The organism is Phenylobacterium sp. (assembly GCF_035276905.1).
In the GTDB taxonomy this organism is placed as follows: Bacteria; Pseudomonadota; Alphaproteobacteria; order Caulobacterales; family Caulobacteraceae; genus Phenylobacterium.
The window spans coordinates 1-2,014 of record NZ_DATELG010000134.1; the positions used below are offsets into that span (position 1 = coordinate 1).

The following is a 2,014-nucleotide window of genomic DNA, read 5'->3' on the forward strand; positions in this document are numbered from 1 at the left end:
GCCGCCCGTCGTCACGCCGCCGCCGCCAGTCCTGCGCGCGCCGCCTCCGGCCACCACCGACACCAGCGGCCAGACCCTCGGCGGCCCCGCCGCCCCCGACGAGCCGCCGCACTGAACCTTCCCTACTTCACCCCGTGCGCCGCAAAGAACGCCAGCATGCGCTTCCAGCCGTCCTGGGCCGCCGCCGGGTCGTAGCTCTGGCGGTAGTCGGCGAGGAAGCCGTGCTGGGCCTCGGGATAGACGACGATCTCCCCGGCCTTGCCGGCGGCCTTCAGCGCCGCGCGCATCTCTTCGATGTCGGCGAGCGGGATGCCCTGGTCCTTGCCGCCGTAGAGGCCGAGCACCGGGCACTTCAGATCCTTCACCAGCTGCAGCGGCGCCGCCGAATCGCCGAACCGCGGACTGGGCTTCAAGGGGCCGTACCAGGCGACGGCGGCCTTGAAGTCGCCGAAGCGCTCGGCCGCCAGCCAGGTCTTGCCGCCGCCCCAGCAAAAGCCGGTGACGCCCAGCCGGGCCGGATCGGCGTAGGCCTGCGCCTTGAGGAATTTCAGCGAGGCGGCGGTGTCGGAGGTCACCTGCCGGTCGCTGGCCTGGGCGACGATCTTGATCACCTCGCTCATGTCGGTGGTCTTCGACGGATCGCCATGGCGGACGAAGAAGTCCGGCGCGAGCGCCACGTAGCCGGCGTGGGCCAGGCGGCGGCAGACGTCCTTGATCCACTCGTGGACGCCGAACACCTCGGAGTTGACCAGGATGGTCGCGCGCCGGCCCCTGCCTGCGGGACGCGCGAGATAGCCGGGGATCTTGCGGTCGGCGGCCGGGATCTCGACCTCGCCCGCCTCCAGGCCCTTGGCGTCGGTCTTGATCGGCGCGGCCTCGGCCGAGAACGCTGCCGCCGCATAGCCGCCGGCGAGCGCCAGCGCGATCCGCCGCCGGGTCATGTCGAGGTCCCCGGCCCAATTGCCGTCGGCGCGGGTGAGAACGACCATGGACGACCTCCGCTTGGGCCTTGCGCGGCGATCCTGCGCCTTCAGCGGCGGTCGGTCAAAGCTGCGCCATCGCCCAAACGACGAAGCCCCCGGGGACGATCCCCGGGGGCTCGACTTCCGCTCAGGTGGAGCAGGAAGATCTTAGGCCGCGGTGAAGGCCGCGCGCCGACGGTTGGCGCGCATCGCCGCGCCCATGCCGAAGAAGCCCGTCAGCATCAGCGCCCAGGTCATCGGTTCCGGCACCGCCGAAGCCAGCGTGAACTTTGCCGCAACGGTCGCCGGGTCACAATCGCTGCCACCCAGATTGAAGGTGACGTCGTCGAGGTGAACGAGCAGCTTGCCGTAGCTGCCGAAGTTCAGGGTGGTGTTGCCGCCATTGTTCCAGGTCAGGGCGCCTTCGTCAGTGCTCCCCACGTACCAACCGTGGAAATACACTGGAACGGATTCACCTTCGGTGACGCCGCCCACCGAGCCGCTGGCCGCCTGAGGCGCGGTGAAGTTGAACGACAGCGTGAACGCCTTCGGGGTGCCGTCGTTGCTGTCCAGGCTGTTCTGGTCGGTCGAGATCGTGAACAGGTTGACGGAGGTCGAGCTGCCGACGCCGGTAAGGTTGAAGTTGAAATTGCCAGAAGCCGGCGAACTCGCGTCATTGTTGATGACAATCGGAAGACCGGCAGCGTCGCTGCTGTTGTAAGTCGTTGACCAAGTGCCCGCGAAGGTGGTCGCCGAGGCGGCGGTCGCCGCGCCGGCAAGTGCAAAGGCCGCAGTCGCGGCCACGAGAATCTTATTCATGTGTTGCCCCAAACAAGAGTTGTGGCGCGCCCCCGCCGCCATAGCTGACGCCCGGATATCGCCGTTATGGACTGTTATTTCTTGGTTTGGGCCCTAGAGGCTGTTAGGAACTCAACATAGTGGCGACAGCCTTGTTGAGCATGATGCAGGCGAAGGCTGCGAAGTGGAGGCCTTTGACGGTCTCGGGCAGTCGTTCGTAGTCGCGGACGAGTCTGCGGAAACGTGTGGCCCAG

At 67.6% G+C, this 2,014-nt stretch carries 2 protein-coding genes; both read right to left on the minus strand.

Going from position 1 to position 2,014, the window contains the following annotated elements; all coding sequences use genetic code 11:
• Positions 1 to 122: 122 nt before the first annotated feature.
• On the minus strand, positions 123 to 989 hold the full coding sequence (locus tag VJS38_RS06135; RefSeq protein WP_324087272.1) for a dienelactone hydrolase family protein: 867 nt from the start codon (positions 987 to 989) through the stop codon (positions 123 to 125).
• 141 nt (positions 990 to 1,130) lie between these two features.
• Positions 1,131 to 1,781, minus strand: a complete 651-nt coding sequence (locus VJS38_RS06140) for a PEP-CTERM sorting domain-containing protein (protein WP_324087273.1) — start codon at positions 1,779 to 1,781, stop codon at positions 1,131 to 1,133.
• Between the last annotated feature and the right edge of the window lie 233 nt (positions 1,782 to 2,014).